This window comes from Tianxiuia mixotrophica, assembly GCF_050596425.1.
In the GTDB taxonomy this organism is placed as follows: domain Bacteria; phylum Bacillota; class Clostridia; order Peptostreptococcales; family Acidaminobacteraceae.
The window spans coordinates 914,613-935,661 of the sequence record NZ_CP192292.1 but is presented as its reverse complement, the minus strand read 5'-3'; the positions used below and the strand labels follow the sequence as shown (position 1 = coordinate 935,661).

The 21,049-nt window shown below is 39.5% G+C and carries 19 protein-coding genes; 4 read left to right on the top strand and 15 right to left on the bottom strand.

Going from position 1 to position 21,049, the window contains the following annotated elements; all coding sequences use genetic code 11:
• Nucleotides 1-12 precede the first annotated feature (12 nt).
• The 7 genes from ACQ4KW_RS04245 to ACQ4KW_RS04215 form a co-directional block, all read right to left on the bottom strand.
• Nucleotides 13-633 carry a hypothetical protein gene (locus ACQ4KW_RS04245; protein ID WP_430885292.1) on the bottom strand — a complete coding sequence of 207 codons (621 nt, stop codon included), beginning with the start codon at nt 631-633 and terminating at the stop codon, nt 13-15.
• Nucleotides 634-707: 74 nt separating this feature from the next.
• On the bottom strand, nt 708-1,607 hold the full coding sequence (locus ACQ4KW_RS04240; RefSeq protein ID WP_430885291.1) for a DMT family transporter: 900 nt from the start codon (nt 1,605-1,607) through the stop codon (nt 708-710).
• A 17-nt stretch (nt 1,608-1,624) separates the two neighbouring features.
• Nucleotides 1,625-2,050, bottom strand: coding sequence for an Lrp/AsnC family transcriptional regulator (locus ACQ4KW_RS04235; protein WP_430885290.1), 426 nt, complete (start codon nt 2,048-2,050; stop codon nt 1,625-1,627).
• Nucleotides 2,051-2,311: 261 nt separating this feature from the next.
• The gene (locus ACQ4KW_RS04230) at nt 2,312-3,166 is read right to left on the bottom strand and encodes a DUF4438 domain-containing protein (RefSeq protein WP_430885289.1); all 855 of its coding nucleotides are present in this window, start codon (nt 3,164-3,166) and stop codon (nt 2,312-2,314) included.
• Nucleotides 3,167-3,367: 201 nt separating this feature from the next.
• Complete coding sequence (locus tag ACQ4KW_RS04225) at nt 3,368-4,750, bottom strand: sensor histidine kinase (RefSeq protein WP_430885288.1); 1,383 nt, start codon at nt 4,748-4,750, stop codon at nt 3,368-3,370.
• 275 nt (nt 4,751-5,025) lie between these two features.
• The gene (locus ACQ4KW_RS04220) at nt 5,026-7,158 is read right to left on the bottom strand and encodes a methyl-accepting chemotaxis protein (protein ID WP_430885287.1); all 2,133 of its coding nucleotides are present in this window, start codon (nt 7,156-7,158) and stop codon (nt 5,026-5,028) included.
• A 479-nt stretch (nt 7,159-7,637) separates the two neighbouring features.
• A complete protein-coding gene (locus ACQ4KW_RS04215; RefSeq protein WP_430885286.1) occupies nt 7,638-9,032 on the bottom strand; it encodes a tryptophanase in 1,395 nt (464 codons plus the stop codon).
• A gap of 141 nt (nt 9,033-9,173) precedes the next feature.
• Between ACQ4KW_RS04215 and ACQ4KW_RS04210 the strand changes: the two genes are divergently transcribed.
• Together ACQ4KW_RS04210 and ACQ4KW_RS04205 are read left to right on the top strand one after the other, a co-directional pair.
• Nucleotides 9,174-10,496 carry a hypothetical protein gene (locus ACQ4KW_RS04210; RefSeq protein WP_430885285.1) on the top strand — a complete coding sequence of 441 codons (1,323 nt, stop codon included), beginning with the start codon at nt 9,174-9,176 and terminating at the stop codon, nt 10,494-10,496.
• Between the two features lie 94 nt (nt 10,497-10,590).
• Nucleotides 10,591-11,007 carry a hypothetical protein gene (locus tag ACQ4KW_RS04205; RefSeq protein WP_430885284.1) on the top strand — a complete coding sequence of 139 codons (417 nt, stop codon included), beginning with the start codon at nt 10,591-10,593 and terminating at the stop codon, nt 11,005-11,007.
• A gap of 96 nt (nt 11,008-11,103) precedes the next feature.
• Here ACQ4KW_RS04205 and ACQ4KW_RS04200 read toward each other — a convergent pair whose 3' ends face one another.
• Both ACQ4KW_RS04200 and ACQ4KW_RS04195 read right to left on the bottom strand, forming a co-directional pair.
• Entirely contained in the window at nt 11,104-11,661 is a 558-nt protein-coding gene (locus tag ACQ4KW_RS04200) for a hypothetical protein (RefSeq protein ID WP_430885283.1), read from the bottom strand.
• Between the two features lie 171 nt (nt 11,662-11,832).
• Entirely contained in the window at nt 11,833-12,456 is a 624-nt protein-coding gene (locus tag ACQ4KW_RS04195; protein ID WP_430885282.1) for a hypothetical protein, read from the bottom strand.
• Nucleotides 12,457-12,575: 119 nt separating this feature from the next.
• Between ACQ4KW_RS04195 and ACQ4KW_RS04190 the strand changes: the two genes are divergently transcribed.
• Both ACQ4KW_RS04190 and ACQ4KW_RS04185 read left to right on the top strand, forming a co-directional pair.
• Nucleotides 12,576-13,241, top strand: a complete 666-nt coding sequence (locus ACQ4KW_RS04190) for a cyclic nucleotide-binding domain-containing protein (RefSeq protein WP_430885281.1) — start codon at nt 12,576-12,578, stop codon at nt 13,239-13,241.
• 188 nt (nt 13,242-13,429) lie between these two features.
• Nucleotides 13,430-13,972, top strand: coding sequence for a YdeI/OmpD-associated family protein (locus ACQ4KW_RS04185; RefSeq protein ID WP_430885280.1), 543 nt, complete (start codon nt 13,430-13,432; stop codon nt 13,970-13,972).
• A gap of 84 nt (nt 13,973-14,056) precedes the next feature.
• Here ACQ4KW_RS04185 and ACQ4KW_RS04180 read toward each other — a convergent pair whose 3' ends face one another.
• The 6 genes from ACQ4KW_RS04180 to ablA all read right to left on the bottom strand — a co-directional run bounded on the left by ACQ4KW_RS04180 (nt 14,057) and on the right by ablA (nt 20,983).
• The gene (locus ACQ4KW_RS04180; protein ID WP_430885279.1) at nt 14,057-15,406 is read right to left on the bottom strand and encodes a pyridoxal-phosphate dependent enzyme; all 1,350 of its coding nucleotides are present in this window, start codon (nt 15,404-15,406) and stop codon (nt 14,057-14,059) included.
• 13 nt (nt 15,407-15,419) lie between these two features.
• On the bottom strand, nt 15,420-16,097 hold the full coding sequence (locus ACQ4KW_RS04175; protein ID WP_430885278.1) for a TetR/AcrR family transcriptional regulator: 678 nt from the start codon (nt 16,095-16,097) through the stop codon (nt 15,420-15,422).
• Nucleotides 16,097-17,758 (bottom strand): BCCT family transporter, encoded by a 1,662-nt coding sequence (locus ACQ4KW_RS04170; RefSeq protein ID WP_430885277.1) that lies wholly within the window; start codon nt 17,756-17,758, stop codon nt 16,097-16,099. The genes ACQ4KW_RS04175 and ACQ4KW_RS04170 overlap by 1 nt, the downstream gene beginning before the upstream one ends.
• A gap of 453 nt (nt 17,759-18,211) precedes the next feature.
• On the bottom strand, nt 18,212-19,267 hold the full coding sequence (locus ACQ4KW_RS04165; RefSeq protein WP_430885276.1) for an EAL domain-containing protein: 1,056 nt from the start codon (nt 19,265-19,267) through the stop codon (nt 18,212-18,214).
• A gap of 332 nt (nt 19,268-19,599) precedes the next feature.
• Entirely contained in the window at nt 19,600-19,725 is a 126-nt protein-coding gene (locus ACQ4KW_RS04160) for a hypothetical protein (RefSeq protein ID WP_430885275.1), read from the bottom strand.
• Nucleotides 19,718-20,983, bottom strand: coding sequence for a lysine 2,3-aminomutase (ablA, locus tag ACQ4KW_RS04155; protein ID WP_430885274.1), 1,266 nt, complete (start codon nt 20,981-20,983; stop codon nt 19,718-19,720). Before ablA ends, ACQ4KW_RS04160 begins: the two co-directional genes overlap by 8 nt.
• Between the last annotated feature and the right edge of the window lie 66 nt (nt 20,984-21,049).

Genomic DNA, 21,049 nt, shown 5'->3' with positions numbered 1-21,049 from the left:
TATTAATTTGAACTAAGACTCTATCGACATCATCAAGAATCCACAGAAAGCTGCATTATCTATGTGTAAATGTTCTCCCGCTTCGCTCTTAATCTCATTTATAAATTGTCTGTAAGCATCATAAAACGCATAGTTGGCTTTTGATGTGTACTGAAATTCTTCCACTTCAAAATATTTCAGAATGCCCTTCACCGTTGTTGGCTTTACAAGAACTTCATGATTGGGATTCATATAGAGACCAAGAACCGTTAGAATTGGCCATTTTGCCATCTTATATTTTTGAAGAACAGCCAACTGTTTTGCAAACCCCTGTGCTTGATTTCCATACAAAAAAGCATATATTCCCGCCACGAGCTCTTCTTTTTCTCCACTTGTCATAATCTTGGCTTCGTTTCGAAACTTTGTTTTTTCAAAAACGGAAACAAGGGATGATTTGCTGATGAGCTTCACAAAATCCTCAAACACCTCTTCCGTACTTTCAAATTTATCCTTGGCAAAGTTTTCTTTTACAAAGGTCTGCATCTTATCCATTTTATGCTTCTTTGCAATTTCCTGTAAATCTGGTGCATCAAATCCTTCTGGATAAACCTTGAAAAATTCATTCTCTAAGTGCTGTAATTTTTCCAGTTTCATTTCAATCCTCCACATTATATTGATGGAGTATTCATACCACACTGGTCCAAATCAAAACACGGCGGCACTCATTCCTACATAAACATGACGCCTATACCCACAAGGGCCAGTAGGGTTCCCCCAACTTCTCGAAGCGCGACCTTCTCTTTTCTCACGAAAAAGGCATAAGGAATTAAAATAATTGGTGTTATGGAAATGAGCGTTGACGCCACACCGGGATTAATACGCTGTATTGCAAACAGCGACAGGGAAATGCCTAAAAATGGACCAAAGAATGATCCCAGGGTCAAAGTGGCCAGGGCATCTGTTCTTTTAAAGGATTCTGCATATTTGGGCCAGTGTCCCCGAATGGTGAAAAGAACCGCAAACCCAATAATTCCCGCAATGAGTCTAATTTGTGTCGATGAGAATGGGTCATATGCCGCCATACCAAATTTACCGATTATATAACCTGCGGCCTGACCAAAAGCGCCACCAAAAGCAAACAGGACTCCCTTAACAGGATGACTGAAGCTAACTTTTTTACTGCCTTTTTCAGCCACCAGAATAACGGATGCAATCCCAGACAGGGTCAGAAACATTCCGAGAACTTGAAGTCCTGTCATTTTTTCCCCCAAGAATAGGTATGCCATTACACCACTTAAAGGAGGCACACTGGCATAAATAAGCATGGAAATTCGTGAGCCAATAAGAACAAATGCTTCAAATAGTAGCAGGTCACCAAGAACAATCCCGACAAGACCTGAAACAAGCAACCAAGACCACTCCGATAGGCCTGCATCAAGGGGAAGAAAATAGCCCCTCGTTATCCATGTGAACATAGACAAGAAGAATAGTCCTATAAAAAGTCTAGACAGGTTGAGATTCATCGACCCAATCTTTTTTGCACTGTGTTCAAAAGACGTCGCAGTGACTGCCCAGCAAACCGCCGTTGAAAGAGCTGCGATCTCTCCCATAAAGTTTTGTACCATCATGTCTTTGTCCTCGTTTTCTATGATTTAAATATAAACACTGTATTGGTAGCCACCACACAGTCAATCCTCAATATTTCATCAACAAACTCAGTAATATCATTTTGCGAGTGACACATGACTTTTAAAAGCAAGCACCACTCCCCAGATATCCTATAGAGTTCGTCAATAACCACTTTCTCAGATGCAACATCTATAATACCGGCCTTTATTTCGTCGTAATTCATTTTGGAAACTTTAATATAGACAAAAACCTGGATATTATACCCAAGTGCATCATAATCAATACATGTAGAGTAGCCTAATATTATCCCCTTGGCCTCTAGGGCAACAATACGCGCTCTGACTGCTGGTCTTGAAAGGTTCACTTGCTTTGCAATTTCTTCATGAGACATTCGACCATTCTCTTTTAGTATTTTTAATATTTTGTAGTCCGTACTGTCCATTTTCTCTCCCCCTCAACGGCATTATTATATACGATTTTATTGCACTTTCAACCTTTTTCAATCATATTGATCACATTGTCGTAATCCACAAGTAAAAAACTTAGCATTAGCCTTTTTTGATTACGAATCGTAATCTATTCTATTGTATGTGAATCAAATCGCTATCTGGCTCTTAATAATTTCACACACAAAAATAGGGATGTTTTCACACCCCTATTCTTATATTTAAAGATCTTTAATATTTTCTTAAATGCTTGATGTCTAAACGCCCATCAAATCTGCAATATTGGCTTTCTTATCAATTTTTGAACGCAGAAGATCCTTTTTTGTTGTCATAACGATTGAAATACCAGGTCCATGACCGTTTTTAATGCAGTCTGAATGTATAACAACGCCAATGGACACAGCCCCTGGCAGGAATCCACCAAGACCAAAGGAACAATCCGTGTCCTTAATAAGCACAAAGTCGCCAAAGCGAAGTTGGTCAAGACCCAGTCTTTTCATTTCATTCATGTCAGATGTGATCAGGTCGTAATCCCCTTTTTGAGAATAGCCAGATCCAACGCCCGATCCCATAAGACCGTGTGGAATTTCTGCAACCACAGGGACTTCAATCTTGCCGTCCACTTCTTTAAGCCCCCATTTTTCAAAGAGATTTGGATCAATACTCATGACTTTTACATCTGGATAGTCAAGCAATTTGAGCCCTTGACCGTACCCCTTTATAAGGATCTTGTCATCTAAAGTCATTTTTTCTAAAACGCTTTGCTCAAAATAAACCATAACATGTTCCACGCCACCATGGGATCCTGTGACAAAGCCTTTTTCACCCTTTGCCTCACCACTGACAATCCTTGCTTCGTTGCCAATGCATGAGAATATGTTGAGTGCTGCATTCTCACGTGTGTCCTTATTTTTCATTGTGACACCTGGTTCGATATGATCGCCAGCCCAGCCATATGCTGAGTCTCCGACTTTCACATTGTAGTTAATTGCACCCGTCCCTGGTATAACATGCGGGTTACCGTCTGTGTCCACCCTATATCCTGCAAAATTAGGATGTGCCACCTTGCCTTGCACACTGTGCATAATCACTTTTTCTTTGTTTGTACGCATGATTTCCCCTCCTTATGAATACTCATTTATTATACCCTACCCTGTCTATCACAGCAAAATTTGACATGTTAGAATAGTACAAGAACTGCACATGTTAACGTCCGGTTAAAGGGGCTATGACTATACATGGATATGAATATACCTAAAGCCAACACAAAAACCGCCCATCTCCTTATATGTCCTGGGATAGGCGGTTTTTATTTAGGCATCTGCATTTTTTTCTAGCCTGTTCTTGACTGGTATCTCAAATCGGAACTTGGTGCCTTGTCCGTACTTTGATTCAAAAGCGATAGACCCTCTATGGACGGATACAACTGTATCATAAACGATACTGAGTCCATTTCCAGTGCCCTCTCCAACAGGCTTCGTTGTGAAGAATGGCTGGTAAATTTTCGATTGATATTCTTCTGGTATGCCAATTCCATTGTCGGAAATATCAAAATGGAGGGCTTGGTGTTTAATACATGCATTAATTTCTATAGTGCCCCTGTCTTTTCCCCTTTGCTCAATAGCATCGAGGGCGTTGGTGATTAAGTTCAGCAGGACTTGATTCATTTTCCTACCATCACACTCTATGGTTGGCAGGTCCTTAGGCACATTTACAACAACATTGGCCTTTTGTTTAATTCGGTTATGTAAAAGGGTCAGGGTGTGTTCCAAGCCCAGAGAAAAATCATATTCTCCTATTTCAACCTGACTGTCCACCATGGAAAAACTCTTAAGTCCCATGACTATTTTTTTTATTCTTTCAAAGCCAGACTCAAAGTCATCCATCATGTCATCAATATCTTCTTTTATGTAATTGAAGGTATCTGCATCAGACTCGCTTAAAGAGCTTGGACTGTCCGCAAATCCGATAAGCTTGTCCACATAATCTTTGAGCACCTGAAAGTTACTCATGACAAATCCCAGTGGATTGTTGATTTCATGAGCCACTCCAGCAGCAAGTTGTCCGACTGCAGCCATTTGTTCCTGCTGAATCAATCGCATCTGATACCGCTGAATGTCCCTGAGGGCACTTGAAAGTTCATCGTTGGTCTGCTTGAGCTCAATATCCGTTTTTAGTCTGTCAAATGCATTGCTAAATATGTCTGCAGCCAATCCCAATAAAACTTCGTCTTCTTCCATCCATTTTGATGTGTGTAGACAATCGTCCAGTCCAACAAATCCATGCAGAACACCATCATAATATATGGGGAGAACAAGTACAGATTTTATACCTTGAGCCTGAAGAATTTCCTTTTCCGCCCTTGCTTCTGGGCCCAATCTATCCACATCATAAATATTTAAAACCTTACCAGTGGAGATTTTCTCTATCCACCAGGGAAAAAGACTTACAGGCAGATCTTGCAAGTTATCTATTTCAGGTGTAACCCCTTGCCCACACCACTCATATGTATTGGACATGGTTTCCTTTTCCATATCAAACTCAAAAACATAAGCCCTGCTCGACCGACTGGCCATGCCTATTTTGGAAAGCGCTGAATCTATAGCTTCAGATAGATCTTCAAACATTATAAACTGATTGGCTATATTGGCAATGACCCGTTCTATTTCTAACTGTCTTAACAACCGTTTATCCATTTTTAAACCACCTCGATAATAGACCTCTACTCTATAGTTACCCTATATGGATATGTTATTCAGAAACTTTTTTGTTTTTTTACATTCGTAATACGTATTAAATTACAGAAGGCTCCATTCCCATTTCAAAAAACACAAGGCGGGTTCTATAGAACCCGCCTTGTGTTTTAAAACATCTACAATATGATAGTCTCTCCTGACCAGTCATTTCTTCCAATTCACATGTAGAATATTAATCTTTATTTTCTTTTCTATTTTCTTTTCTATTTTCTTCCCTATTTGGTAACCTTGAATTTGCTTAATTCACTGTTAAGGGTAATCGAAATTTCATTAAGACGTTCAGCCGCCTTTGCCACTTCTTCAACAGCCATTATTTGCTGGTCCATCGAAGCATTTACTTCTTCTGAAGCAGCCGCTGTTTCTTCTGAGACAGCTGAAATGTTTCCAATAGCGCCAACTATTTTATCCTTGTCTCCAAGAAGTTCTTCTACAGCTGATTTTATGCCATAAATCTCTTCAACAATTTTAGAAACAGATACGGAAATGGTTTCAAAAGAAGCATCCACATTGGTTACAGCTTCGGCTTGTCCTGAACCAATATTTTTAACTGTACGCATTTCCTCAACAGTCTTAGAACTGTCTGCAATAATCTTTGTGATAATATCTCGAATGTCATCTGCAGCTGAACTAGACTCTTCTGCAAGTTTTCTAATCTCTTCTGCTACAACAGCAAATCCGCGACCATGTTCTCCAGCCCTTGCCGCCTCAATAGAAGCATTCAGTGCCAAAAGATTGGTCTGGTCAGAAATATCACTGATGGTGTTTAGAATTGCATCAATTGACTGGGTATTGTTGTCCAGTTCACTTATGGCAGTTTCAATGCGCATGTTTGCATTTTCAGCCATTTGAGTCTTATCTTTAAGTTCATTGATCATGTCCGTGCCTGACACATTGGCCTGAACAACATCCTCTGTGGCCTTGATCATTGAATCCGTTTTAGAGCCAAGCATGTTGAACTTGTCTGATAGGGACTGAGCCACAATAACGCCGGCTTCTGCATCTTGAGCTTGCTCACTGGCACCTCTTGCAATCTCTTCAACAGTTCGACCCACTTCATCAGCTGAAGCACTGGCCTCTTCTGATGTCGCCGCAAGACTTTGGGCTGAAAGGGTCACATCTTTTGATACATCTTGAATATTCTTAATCAACTGGCTTAGCTGTTCAATTGTTTCTCCAAAATATAAACTCAATAAGCCAATTTCATCTTTAGAATGTGTTTCCATATCAACTGTTAGATCACCTGTACGAACTTTTTCCATGCCCGTCAAAACGCTCTTGATTTGCTTGGTAATGCCCTTTGCAAATATAACAGAAACCGTCATTGCAATGACAAGGGTTACAGCACCAATAATCATAAGCCACTGTAATATTTCATAGGCATCATTTTTAAACTCATTTTCATTGATGACACCAATCATAGTCCAACCAAAACGCTCGATTGGTTTTAAAACGGCATAGTTTCCGCCACTAAGCTGGACGATTTCCTCATTATTTTTTATGCCTTCAGAGATCATATTAAAATCCTGATCGTTTTCAGCATAAACAGTCTTGATGGACTCGTCTAGATCCTTTGCATCTGACACTAGAGGCATACCAATGAGCTTGGCATTTCTATATGTCATAAAATTGCCCTTCTGGTCAACGAGGAAGACATATCCCGTTTCTCCAATTTTAAGAGCATTCATTTCGCTTGCCATTTCTGTGAGCTTCACATCCATGCCCACAACGCCTTCAAGGGAACTTCCGGACCCATAAACAGGATTGGCCACTGTGATAACCAGTTCATTGGTTGTAAAATCAGCGTAAGGCTCTGTCCAGATCATATTTTTTGCTTCAAGTGCCGCCTGATACCACGGGCGTTTTCTAGGATCGTAATCGTTTCCAACTTCACCATCAGGTCTTTCAAACATATCCCCATTTTTAGTTCCATAATAGACCCACTGAAGTTCAGGATTCAGTGACTGAATATCATCAAGCATTTCCCACATTTTCACTTTGTTTGGATCGTCGCTGAACGTTGACTTAAAGTCGGAATCAAATCCAATAATGTGTCGCTCTCCGAAAACAGAAAGCTTGTTTGTGTCCTTAAACCCACTGTTTTCCCCCATCGACTTGACCATAACCTCATATTTTTTTAAATAGTTATGTATCGAAGACTCTGTTTGTTGCATCAATTCTGCCGCAGTGTTTTCACTGTTCTCTTTGAGAATAGACGTTGATTTCCCAAACATACCATATGCCATAATGACAAGTGGAATGATGATAATCAGTGCAAAAACCATGATCATTCTGAAACCAATGCCTCGCTTGATGCGATTTTCTTCATTTCTCTTTTTTAGATCAGCCATTTTTCAAAACCCCCAATTTACTGATTTTAATTTTCTACTACGCATGTCGAAATTAGTCGAAAATTGTTACTTATAGTTTATCGCAAAAGTACAAAAAAAAACATATAAATTCATGGGAAATTGCATAAAGTTTCATTTTTTTCCTTTTAGGCCTTTGTATAAAATGAATTTTACACATATTAGGAAAGGACACAAGAGACTATACTACGATACTCGAAACATATATGACATTATCGTAATAATTGGAATTTTAAATTTTTAGATATTATATGCACCTAAAAGCATCTATATGCACACAAAGTTACAAGTGAACATTAAATTTTTCGACAATTCTCGCAAACAGCCCCTTAGCGCTTTACCATATGTTCTAACACCCAAATGTAAAAATCCGCTTATTGAGTGTATTAAGAACACATCCAATAAGCGGATTCTATATTATTTAAATATACAGTTTCTAATAAGGCGTGGAATCAACTATCTTAGTCAACTGGTTCAAGTTTTGCAGTAAAGTGACGTAGAACTGGTGGTTGCCATGTGATTTTGTAGCCTTTGATTTCGCTTGCTCTTTCCTTAATTTTTGCAAGGGCTTCTGCAACAACATCAAAGTGGGCTTGTGTGTAAACACGTCTTGGAATGGCTAAACGAGTGAACTCCATTTCCGCTTCCAGCTGCTCACCTGTTTCAGGATCAAGATCAAGGAGGTATGAACCAATATCACATGCACGGATGCCTGCTTCAATATAAAGTTCACATGCAAGGGCTTGACCTGGGAACTCATAGTATGGAATATGTGGTAGAAGGGCCTTTGCATCTAGGAAGACGGCATGACCACCTACTGGATACTGGAATGGAACTCCAAGCTCCTGTAGTTTTCCACCAAGGTATTCTACCTGACCCACACGGTAACGAAGGTAGTCTTTGTCAAGACCTTCATATAGGCCAATGGAAAGGGCTTCAAGATCACGACCTGCAAGACCTCCATAAGTGACAAAGCCTTCATATGGGATTGTCAGTCCTTTAACCTTTGTATAAAGTTCTTCAGAATTTTTAACGCCGATGAGACCACCCATATTTACAATGGCATCTTTTTTAGCACTCATTGTAAAGGCATCTGCATAGCTGAACATTTCTCGAACAATATCTATGATTTCCACATCAGCATAGCCTTCTTCTCTTTCGCGAATAAAGTGCGCATTTTCAGCGTAACGAGCCGCATCAATAATCATAGTGATGCCGTACTTGTCTGCAATTTCTTTTGTCGCTTTCAGGTTAGCCATAGATACAGGTTGACCACCCGCTGAGTTATTTGTGATTGTCATAATGATTAGGCCAATGTTTTCTGCCCCTTCATCATTAATGTATTTTTCAAGTCTTTCAAGATCCATATTGCCCTTGAATGGCATATAGGTTGAAGTGTCTTTAGCCTCTGGTACAACAATATCTATAGCTCTTGCGCCGATTAAGCCAACATGGCCTCTTGTTGTATCAAAATGCATGTTTGAAACACATTTTTGACCCTTCTGTAGAAGAATTGGAAGTAGAACCTGCTCTGCTGCACGCCCCTGGTGTACAGGCTGTGCATATTCATAGTGGAAAATATCCTTAACAGCTTCTTTGAGTCTTCTGTAACCACGAGCGCCCGCATATGATTCGTCTCCTGACATCATGCCAGCCCACTGCTTGTCACTCATGGCACCAGTGCCACTATCTGTTAAGAAATCAATGTAAACATCATCTGAGTCTAAACCAAACACATTGTAATTTGCCGCTTTTAGTTTTTCAATTCTCTCTTCACGTGTTGTCATTTTCATCGGTTCAACCATTTTAATCTTAAATGGTTCTGCAACATATTTCACCATAATTTTTCCCTCCATCTTTCTACGAGTCTTAGATAATTAAAGCATATCATTTACCTAACACGCTTTATAGTGTCTTTAATTTGACTTTAATTATTTTGAAGAATAAAATATGTATTGAGTATGGAGACACTTGGCTAGAATAGTAAAGGAGCACAAATGAAACGTGTAGCGATTGTTGGCCACCCTGATAATATCAAACGAGTGGATTTAGTTATTAAGGACAGTTTTTCAAATATTGAGTCATTTCCAATCGAAATGATTGATATGAGTCAAGTACAGACCACAACACACTTTCTCAAAGAGCATATTGATGATTTTGACGGGGTCATTTTCACTGGAAAAATTCTCTATGATATTATGAACCACAACATGCATTCTCAAAATCCCTGGGTCTATTTAAAAAATGATGACAGTCAACTTCAGCGGGCTCTTATCAAAGCAATGCTTAAGTACGACCACGACATCACCCAGATCAGTATTGATTCTTACCCTGAAGAAACGGTCAGACAAATCTACGCAGATCTAGAACTTGACCAGAACCTCTATCATACAAATGTTTCTCAGATTAATATATTTAATGAATCCCTTATGGATGACTTGTATAATTTTCACGCCAACCATTGCAGGTCCCATGAAAACGCCTTGGCCATTACAGGGGTTTCCAATATTTATAAGACCCTTGAAGACAGTCGCATCCCCTGTATGCTTCTCACACCAAACGAAAATGCCATAAAAGACACCCTCCATGACTTACTCGACAAAATAAAGTATGAAGACTTAACAGTCAGTCAAATTGTTGTTATTTCCATGGAGATTGATACCAGTGATGAATATGATATTATCTCTGAAAATGAGTACAGTCTTATGCTTCAAAAGACTCGAATCACCGAGGAAGTCTACAAGTTTGCCCAGCGCATACAGGCTGCTGTTGTGGAAACTGAAAAGAACTATCTCTTATTCACCACAAAACAAATCGTAGAATCAGAAACCCATCACTTAAGGGAACTGCCTATTCTTAGAGCCATTAAAAAGAAAACAAAAAACACAGTCAGTGTGGGGATTGGTTTTGGCATCACAGCGAGAGAGGCCAAGTCCAGCGCCCTAATTGGAAAGAACAAGGCTCTAAAGATGGGGGGCGACCAGTGTTTTGTGGTTTATGATAGAAAGCATATGGAACGCATAAAACCCCTTGACAGGGTCAATAATGACAAACTTCCACAACTGGACACGACTTTTAAGGAAATTTCTGAAAAGAGTGGTGTCAGCGTCAATAATATTTACCAGCTCAAATGCATTATGGACATTTATAAGAAGGATCAATTCACAAGTCATGAACTCTCTGAAGAGTTTGGAAACTCTCTGCGGAGCATGAACCGTATTATAGAAAAATTAGAAAATGCAGGCTATATTGACATCACCGGTAAGAAAATAGTGGGAAAAGCAGGGCGTCCTAGCCGTATTTTGAAACTAAAAATTTAAAAATGCGACACTTGTATTTCAATTTTCAATTTCCACGTGCATTTTCAACGTTTTTGTGATTTAATAGGTTACATAACGTATAAGGAGTGAATTTATGGACAGTACGACTATTATTTGGATTGTTGGCGCTATTGTAGGCATCGGTGCAGGTGGTTACTTTGCTTACAACCACTTTAAGAAGAAGAATCTTGACAAACTTTTCAACCAGCTTTATGTGACGGTAAGACAAGTGCCTAAGAAGAAGAAAAACGCATTTATTCTATTGATGTTAAAGGAAACAATGTCACCTTCAAACTATAAAAAGAAGCAAAAGTCCAATGTTGACCGTCTTCAAAATCCAAAGTATCTTGAAGTGCAAATGATGCAAATGTCACGCGTGCTTAAAGACACATCAAAGGTTGAAGACAAGGCTACAAAGCGTGCTCTTGCTCTTATGAATGAATACCTCACATGGGAAAAAGAAAAAAACGCTGAAAACAAAAGAAAAAAAGAAGAAAATAAAGCCGCATAATTCGGCTCATGAAAAGGCCCGATAAATGATCTTACATTTATCGGGCCTTTATTTTATATGCATTCATAAAAAACTTAGTCAAGCAAGTTATTTGTCTTATTCACTTTTCTCTGCTAGTTCCATCAAGTGCTCAACAAGGAGTGAACTCTTGACTGAAAGGGCTGTTTGAACCCCCAGTATTTTTAGGAAGTCCAGCTTGTTTTGATCCACAGCATCCGCCCTATTCCAGTAGCCAACCAAATATCCCTTAAAATCATTGATCAGGTCAAGCCTTTGAATAAAAAGACAGCCTTCATCAATACCAATAACGGAAGCTTCGCTTAAGTCTTCATAGCATACATAGTCATCCACATCCATATCATCAATAAGCTTGAATGTTATTTCCACATCTTTTACTCTACATGCGTTGTCATGATTGCTAATTAAGACAGCTGCATGATTAACACCCACTGTGGCTTTCATGGCATCTTCTACAATAGGAAGCAATTTGGGCATTTCCAAGTTCTTATTCATGTATTTATTCACATCAAATAGCGTGCTGTACATACTTAATGTTCTATTTAGCTGATCCACCTCATGGTTTTTATCAGCTATATATGTGGAAATCTCCATCATAAAATTCATTGTGTCTTCAATACGTTGTCCAATAGACATTCGAACGCCCCCTATTTCCTAATCGAATCCTTGTAATTATATATAAGTTTATATTTTTGACCGTTCTTTAATATTCGACAAATACTTTGCTTGTCCTTTTAAAACTTGTACCCATTCCAAAATTCTGTACGCATTCAAATATATTTCTTTCCTAAATTCGTCGATGGGGCTTCATGCCAGTTTCTCATTGAACTTGCTCTTAACGGCATTCATCGTAAATGTGAATATGAGCAGGCTGATCAAGGTGCCTTCTCGAACGTAGAGAGGCAAAGAATAGAGCATGGAAATAAATAGTGATACACCAACTGAAAACACATCCACACCATATCTGAAAAAAGCGAATGAAGCCTTTGTCTTCTTCTCTAGTTCCACACAGACGCTTTCAATGGGAAAGGTTATTGTATTGTATGAAATAATCATGCCTATGGCAACGCCGCCTATGACAGTTCCAAGGGCGACCGTTAGGAGCCTTAAACCATAATGTCCTATCACAAGATCGCCAAGTACCGTGTAAGTAAAGAAGTTTATAAAGGATCCAAACAATATGAATGACACCAGCTGAATTGTATACTTATGCTTATATTTAAACCGTGTAAGACTCATATATATGAGAAGGAACACAAGATTTATCCCCATTGTCATTGTGCCTACCTTTATACCAAAGGCACTGGAAAATGCCAAGTTCATAGAGTTAAAACTGCTCACACCAATACTGGCCTTTATGGTCAAGCTAATGCCAAACGCTGACATCATGTAAAACAAATATGACTTAAATAACTTTTGAATACTTATCATGATAGCCTCCTCATTAACGATCATTTAATAGGTGTCTGCAATATAAGAGATCCATGCCCTCAGTATAAAAGACATATGATAAACTCATATATGAGATATCTCACACTTTGGAGGCCCTTATGAAAAAATATTCTCTTAGCCATGCACCACAAGGTCTTGCAGACCTTGTCCAGTCTGATTTGGACCTTTTTACCCCTGTTAAATCTCATCTTGAAATTCATACATTTGACAACAGGGACAAAATTATCAGCGCAGGTGGACCCATTTCTTATTTGTATCTCTTGGTTAAAGGTAAAGCCAAGATTTCCATGTTGCATGAGGATGGGTCTAGCAGTATTGTTCATTTCGTTCACCCGAAGGAACTTATAGGCGAGCTAACTCTGGTTGGCGTCGAAGATCACCCCAAAGATGTCATTTCCATTGGGCAGACCACCTGCCTTGCAGTTCCAATGACAAGTGCAAAATTTCACCTGCTCTCAGAAAACAAATTTCTACTTGAGATGACACGCTATATTGGCTCAAAGCTTCTTGACAGGACATGGTTCAATGCCAAACAACAGCACTATGAACTAAAACATCGACTGGCAGATTACATTTTGAAATGTGAATGCGATGGTCTCTTTAGTGAGAAGCATACAGAAACAGCCCAGTACCTGGCTGTGAGTTATAGGCACCTGCTCCATACAATCCAGTGGTTTAAATCTGAGGGGATTCTACATAAAACCAGCGGTGGATACACCTTTGATAAAAATGCCCTTGAGGCCCTAGCCAGTGTCCTTACGTAAGCAAAATTAATCTGTGATAGTAAAGCGATTAATTTCTTTTGGATGGATGTTGTCCTCTTTTCAGATTGTGGGTATAAATCATAAAAGAGAAATACAAGTGAAAGCATCAAAACCTCTATTTGAATTGTCTAATAAGTTGAGACTGGTTTTACACCCAAACTGCTTTTGAAATACTGAAAGGACACCTTATGAAACCCTATGTCTTTAAATGTAAAATACAGATGATCAAGACCCACCCCATAATACGATTGCCTGAAGAGCTCAGCCAAGCCCTTCCTTCAAGGGGCATGGTTATGGGCCGAATAGAAATACTTGGTTTTGAAGTCGTCCTCCCCCTCGAACCGGATGGACGCGGTGGTCACTGGCTTGAACTAAGCCCCGAGGCTATGTCCCACATTGATAAGAGTTATGAAAGTCAGCCCATTGGAGACATTTTGATCCAGTTAAGTGTGGAAAGTGACTGGCTCAGGCCTGACCTTCCTCAAGACCTTCACCACGCTTTAGTCCACCACCATGTCACTCAATCTTGGCAGACACTTACACCTAAAGCACAGTGGCAATGGCTCCGCTGGATACGATTTACCCAGAACCCCAACACACGATCAAAACGCATTATGACAACCTGCTCCATGTTGTCCTCTGGCAAGACAAGGCCCTGTTGCTTTGATCAAACCCGCTGTACTGTGACTGATGTTTCAAAAAGTGGTATCTTGCTTGAACCAACTGACTAATAATTCCTGTGAGCATAATAGGACTTCCATAAAAAAAGCCTGTAGGCCAATTTAGATGGTCTACAGGCTTCTTATTTGATTGAATCACTGGTCTTCTTTATAAATCATACGGTTATAACAGTGCTTAAATCCTAGCTTTTCGTAAAGCTTTTTGGCCCCCTTGTTGTCGAGGTCCACATGTAATGACAGTTTGCCTTCGGATAGGTCGATGGCTCTCTGTATAAGCTCTGTGGCAACGCCACGGCCCTTACTTGTCTTGTCTGTACCGACATAAGCCAAGTGATATGTTGGAATGAAGTTCTCAAACCCTGTATGAACAAGGACACATATGCCCTCGTACTGATCATTTCTCGATGCAAGCAGAATGTAACCACTCTCCATAGCATTATGGATGGCGTCTTCTGTTTCAAGAAGTGAATCAGAATACTGAGCCAACCACTCTCTTGTGAGTTCAATCAACTTTTCTTTTGACACATCATCAAAATCATTTAGATTGTCCACTTTTACGATACTTTTTGCATCATTAAGCACAATGACATGGCGACCATGTGTCAATTTACCGCTATTCGCCATTTGATAAAATGCTGCAAAGGGATAAGCCTCATCTGGTGTCACCTTAATGTGCTCGTACTTTCTTAAAAGTTTAGCACTCTCTTTAAGCAGGGCTTCATCCACAGGGTGAATTTCCCCTTTTGTTTCAAAGACCGCTTGAAGAGATTCTTCTAAAAGCTGCTTATCAATTTGAATGCGGTTGGCAGGTTGTTCATTCTCTTCTCTTTCCTCCACCGATTCGTCTTGAACTTCATTGGTCTTTTTATAGTATTCATAAATACTGTTGGCCCCAGCCCAAGTTCCACAAATAACCTTTGGATACTTGTCTATACGCCCATCAATCCAGTAGCGAAGCATGGTGCTGTAGGTACTGGTTAATGTATAGCCATAGCTTAGTTTTGTAAAAATTGTATCAATATTAAACTTGGCCTTTTTAAATATTTCTTCTGTAAGACTTTCCATAGACATCTGGCTGAGATGCGTGCTGGAATGACCTTCCACAGCTAGATATGCCTTTTGATCAAAAGCATACTCCTTTAGAACAGTCATCATAGCGTCGTCTTGTATATTTTTAAATTTCACAATTTCTGAAGCATCAAATCGTCTTGACTTCCAAGCCTCTTTCTTGAAGACTGGAACAATAATTCGAATCTGTTCTAATTCTGCAAAATATTTAATTGATCTAATATAACTATAAGAACCATTGACCACAATGGTTTTGAGGCCACGTGCTATGGCATCTTTAACAATTGTTTCAGCAATCCTGTCGTGTTTATGACCCGTCGGATTTGCACCTTCGAGTTTGATATAGATCTCTCCAATATCAAACACCTTTTCTAGTTTTCTAGCTCTTAACAGTGGCGTTCTTCCACTCTTTTGCATTAAACCCCTCCTTTTACGCTTTCTTTTTTGCTGTATATGACCAGACAATCTGATCTACGAAACGAACCATTCGTTCCATATATGTTTCAATGTCTAAGTCTGATTCAAATGTCATTCGTCTTACCAGCTGGCCTTGAAAATAAGTTTGAATAAAACTGTTCATTTCGTCAATTTCCGCCTCGCTGATATTCAATCCCTTTTCAAAAAGTTGGAGTTTCACAAGGACAACATCAAAGATTGAGTCCTTAAAAAGGAGTTCATTGCCTTCTCCCAAACTACTTTTGAAATCACTGCTATAGATTTGCTTATAGTCCTCAAGTATTTCGCTAAAATTCTTGGAATAAGGTGAAAACATAAATGTATAAATAACATTTGGGTTTTCAAAAGCAAACTTACAAAATAGCCTCCAAGTCACTTCAAAAGATTTAGAAGCTTTCCCACTCATTTCAAAGGCAGGACGAAGCAACTGATCAAACTCAGTGATGTGCTTCATATAGGTGTAATAAATCAAGTGGTCCAGGCTGGAAAAATAACCATACAGGGTGGCACTATTGTACCCAGCGATGTCACTCACACCTCTAATCGTCAATGACTCTATACCCTTCTCAGATATAATTTCATCAGCTGCATCAATAAAATGACTCATTTTTCTACGTCTTTGTAATGCTTTTTTAGGACTTATTCCCTTCATTATGCAACATCACTCTCTTCTGTGTCTGCTTCTGTCACAATGTCAAACTCGTCAATCATTTCTTCGAAGTGATCACGCTGTTTAATTTCTCTTTGCTTGTGGTAAGACTTTCTAACACTGTCAATAAGCATAAAGCTCATGAGTATTAGAATGATGGCAAAAGGAAGTCCTGTACTAATAACGGCTGTTTGTAGAGCCGATAAGGCCTCTTGACCACCAATAATTAGAAGAACCGCAGCAATAAAACCTTCCATACATGCCCAGAACACACGCTGTGGCACTGGTGAATCAAGCTTACCTCCAGATGTGATATTATCAACAACCAAAGACCCTGAATCACTTGATGTTACAAAGAATGAGATAACTAGTAGTGTTCCTAAAATAGAAAGACCTGTACGAATGAAACCTTCAAGCATTGGACTTTCAAGGTATGACACCATTTCAAAGAGCGCAACTGGTAGGTTGTTTTGAACTGTTGAGAACAAAGCACCATCAAATAGCTGATTGATATGAATTGCCGTACCACCAAACACTGATAACCACATGAATGATAAGAGTGAAGGCACAATCAGAACGGCTAGTACAAATTCACGAATCGTACGACCCTTAGATACACGTGCAATAAACATACCTACGAATGGTGACCATGAAATCCACCATGCAAGGTAGAATACAGACCAACTTGCCTGCCATGTGCTTTCTCCTGTTGAAATAAAGAATGATGCCTGTACAAAATCGTTTAGGTATAGTCCTAAACTATTACTGAATGTTTTAAGAATGAATGCTGTTGGACCTAAAACTAAAACAACAACCATGAAGATGAATGCCATTTTAATATTGAGCTCTGAAAGGAACTTAACACCCTTGTCAATACCAGAAACAACACTAATCGTTGCAATACCAGTTATGACTGCGATGAGCATAACCTGCATGGTTACACTTGATTCAATTCCAAAGAGATATGTCAGACCACTGTTGATCTGCTGAACGCCTAGACCAAGTGATGTTGCAAGACCGAATAGACATGCTACCACGGCTAGAATATCAATAAGATCGCCCCAGAAACCAAAAATTTTATCTTTTAGAAGCGGATAGAATACGGAACGTAATGACAGCGGCAACTTCTTATTGTAAGCAAAGAATGCCAGTGCCAATGAAATCAGTGCGTATATCCCCCATGGATGGAATCCCCAGTGGAAGAAAGTCGTCGCAAGTGATTGTGTCATTGCGTCTTGACTTGAAAAGATGGGTGGTAAGAATTCACTATGATACAGCGGTTCACCAACTGCCCAGAACATAAGACCAATGCCCATACCCGCTGATAAAAGCATAGAGTACCAAGCAAAGTTGCTAAACTCTGGTCGTGAATTGACGCCGCCAATACGGACCTTTCCCAGTTTTGAGAAGGCTATAAATAGCGACACCCCAATAAAGAAATTACTTGATAAGATGAATAACCAGTCAAAATTACCTACAATTGCGCTTTTTACGCTTACAAAAACTGCGTTTGCCTGCTCGAGATTAAATAGGGCAAATGCAGAGAATATCAATACAATTAAACCTGCTCCAAGTGAGACCACCGGATTCATATCCATTCCGAATCCTTTGAAGTTTCGGCTATAAAGCTTTTCTTCCATAATTTTATGCATATTCTTCGGCATAAAATACCAACTCCCTTCCAATACTTTACCTTTAAATTACTTTTACTGTTTTCGCGCAATAAAAAAAGCACCCTAACTCTTTTTCTATGAAAAAAAGAGTTAGAGTGCCTAAGTTTCGCCATTACGACTCACATTATACCACCGCTTGATAGTATAGCGCATCCCCTTGTCGGACCTGCGCAGACCCCAGTTCTTAAAACATTTTTCGCTTGTAGTTTCATTATTCGAACGGAAAACTAATACAAGTCCGTCAAAACACAACGTACCCATACTTATAATCCAAATTACTTCTACAATCTACTTCACGGGATTATTCATTTCTTAACTCGTACCTAATCACTATATCATTTATAATCATGATTGTCAAATACACGCGGTTAGTATCTAATCTTATATGACATTTCTGTAACGAATTATACCTTGCATTTTTTTATGAATAATCACCGATTCTCTTTATAAAAGGGGTTTGTCGTTGGGTTTGGCAAAGTAGTAGCCTTGCACAAAATCAACACCAGTGTCTTTAACATATTCGTATTCTTCAGGGGTTTCAATGCCCTCTGCAATGACCTTAACGCCAGTTTTCTTCTTTAAGTCAATGGCATGGTCCAAATAGACTTGGTTGGCTTTTGAATCTTGTATATTTTCTATTACACTTCTATCAATTTTTATATAGTCCGTTTTTAGAATTTCATATTTAGAATACGTGGAGAATCCCGATCCAACATCATCAAGTGCGGTTTGGTAGCCTTTGCTCCTATAATGCTCCAGTATTTTTGCCAGATGGCTATAATCCTCGACAAACTCACTTTCAACCACTTCAAAAACAATATCTTGGGCCTTTAGACTCGTTTTCTCTGCCACCGCATGGGTGGTGCGAAGACATACGGTTGGGTCATATATGACCGTTGGAATAAAGTTTATAAACAATTTCCCTGTGAAATGATCAAAGCTTGCCGCATTTTTTATACTGGACAGCCTGCACTGTCTGTCCAAATTATAGAGCAGGTCCAGTTTCTTACTCACCTTAAAAAGGTCTTCTGTCGGCACTTGTTTGCCACATTTGGTAAAAGCCCTCGATAAAGCTTCGTGGCCAAAGGGCTCAAGATTTGATGCCCTGAGAATGGGTTGAAACCAGGTTTTAATCCCTTCATTTTCTATGACATCCACAATATCTTTATTTTTATAGAGGATTGACCAATACTGTAAACTCCTCGAGTCCACAAAGGATCCATAGTCTGGCGCTTCATCTGTTTGAACCGGCAAGATATAAATGTCGTTCATTTCAACTGAACTTAAAACATTTGTGTTATCCACGGCCTCTACAAAGGCTTCTAGACTTTCGATTTCTGCAGTAAGATGGCGCTTATAGGGGACAAATTTTACCCCAGTCTTTTTTAAGAGCCTTGAAACTTTCTCATACAAATGATCTGCCCCTATGCCAATGAACAATCTACAATTTTCTATATTATACTTTGGTGCGACGGTGCATCTCGAACATTCACTCGACATAATAACCTCCCTATTCCTACTAAATGAGCAACTTGTAAAGCATCATGTCTTAATCATCACAACATTTTGAACGAAGGAATGACTTATATATATTTACAAGAGCTTAAAGTATATTTTACCCTGAGCGGGACTTTGAAAACAGATGGTTTATATATTTTGACCTGAGAATAACCGGCCCCATAAAAACTGCCATCTGATGCAATTCCTCATCTTGATTTCAGTTCCTACATGAGCCGGTTATAATCATCTGCCTTCAAAAGTTTCATGTGTGTGAGTTCTACAATTGAAGATTCGATATAAACATTTTTCTTTTACTGACATTATAATATATTTTATTTTATAGACTTGATCTTGCTCTTTAAGTTTTCATTCCTATCTTTTTTCTGGTTTTTATATGAAAGCTTTATCATGTTTCCAAGTGTAATATGACTCACCATAGCAATCCCCATCTTATTCATGTCCAGTTGACCTTTCGTTTCTTTTTAAATCTGCCAGTTCAAGATGTACTTTATGCCCCTCTAAAAGACCACCGACACCTGTGATTTCATGACCAGTTTTATCGTCTGATGGCTTGCAGTCAGGACATTCACAGTCTTGCTTATAAGGTGCAGGTTCTGAGTATGTTGTCACAACACCCTCGTAGTTTCTTAGAACCACACGCTCTGGTGACTGGGAAATCACGTACTGAGGCATGACTGGTGTCTTACCGCCACCCCCTGGAGCATCCACAACGAATGTTGGAACAGCATAGCCTGATGTATGGCCACGAAGACCTTCAATGATTTCAATCCCCTTTGACACAGGTGTTCTGAAGTGTTCAATACCCGTTGAAAGGTCACACTGGTAGATGTAGTATGGGCGCACTCTAATTTTCACCAGGTCATGCATAAGGTGACGCATGATGTGGGTACAATCATTGATGCCGCGTAGCAGAACCGACTGGTTGCCCAGTGGCACACCTGCATCCGCAAGCATTTCACAGGCTTTTTTCGACTCTGGCGTGATTTCTTTTGAGTGGTTAAAGTGTGTGTTTAACCAGATTGGGTGGTACTTTTTAAGCATGCCAACAAAATCTTCTGTGATACGTTGAGGCATTACGACTGGCGTTCTTGAACCAATTCGAATGATTTCAACGTGTTCGATTTCTCTTAGCTTCTTGATGATGTATTCTAGCTTGTCATCTGATACAAGCAGGGCGTCTCCACCTGATAGCAGGACATCACGCACCTCTTTTGCGCCTCTAATGTATTCGATAGCCGCATCGATTCTTTCCATTGGCGTGCTGTCGTCTTTTCCGCCTGCAAAACGTCTTCTTGTACAGTGTCTGCAGTACATTGAGCACATGTCTGTGATAAGAATAAGAACGCGGTCTGGATATCTGTGTGTCAGACCCGGAACTGGAGAATCATGGTCTTCATGCAGTGGGTCATCCATGTCGTTTTCACTTCTGTGTGTTTCATGGATTGTTGGTACAGCTTGCATACGAACCGGACACTTTGGATCATCTTTATCCATGAGCATTGCATAGTATGGCGTGATGCCCATGCGTAGAATTTCCAGTGACTTTTTCACACCATCTTCTTCTTCTGGCGTCAAGTTGATCACTTGCTTTAGCGCTTCCAGTGTCGTGATGCGGTTTCTTGTTTGCCAAGCCCAGTCATCCCACTGTTCTTTTGTTACGTCTTTCCACATTTCTATTGTTTTATAGTCTCTCAATAATTTGTCCTCCTGCGAATATAGTTCCAGATGTTTTGACGCAATTGTCATCTGCATATGTTTAAT